The organism is Putridiphycobacter roseus (assembly GCF_003234935.1).
Lineage (GTDB): Bacteria > Bacteroidota > Bacteroidia > Flavobacteriales_D > Crocinitomicaceae > Putridiphycobacter > Putridiphycobacter roseus.
In genome coordinates this window covers 1-560 of record NZ_QKSB01000084.1, presented here as the reverse complement: position 1 = coordinate 560, position 560 = coordinate 1, and the positions used below count along the sequence as shown (strand labels likewise).

Below are 560 nucleotides of genomic sequence, written 5' to 3'. Positions count from 1 at the left end.
CTTCCCGTTGTTCAGGCAAGGTCGAACCCAACGATACGATTGTGGTACCCGGGCCAATCCACGCGCCTTGCAGTACTGGAGACTCGTCACGGCTGCGGGCGGCACAGATCACCACATCACAGTCCTGCACGGCCTCTTGCGCGCTGCCCACCGCGTGAATATCCAGCCCCGGCCTGAAGCTGTCGGCAAACCGTTCGCGGCTCGCAGGCGTTGGGCTGAACACGCGAACATGGGCGACATCGCGCACGGATTTGAGGCAATCCAAGGCGCCACGCGCCTCGAACCCCGCGCCAATCACACCCACCCGCAGCGCACGCTGGGGCGCCAGCAAATCCACCGCCAGCGCAGCGGTTGCCGCGGTGCGCAACCCGGTTACCCGATTACCGTCGATCAAGGCACTGAGCGCCATGGTTTGCTGGTTGAACAATGCGATCAAGTAGCTGGCGCAGCGCGCCCGCATGGAAGCCGCGATCAACTTGCAGCCCATATGGCCGCCAGTCGGTGGTACAGCGGTCAAACTGCGCAGCCAGATCCCATCGCCCCGCGCCATCGACCGGGGC

At 64.8% G+C, this 560-nt stretch carries 1 protein-coding gene; it reads right to left on the bottom strand.

Going from position 1 to position 560, the window contains the following annotated elements; translation table 11 throughout:
- Window positions 1–560: NAD(P)-binding domain-containing protein (locus DNU06_RS17610; protein WP_158526950.1), on the bottom strand; the 560-nt coding region annotated here is incomplete at both ends.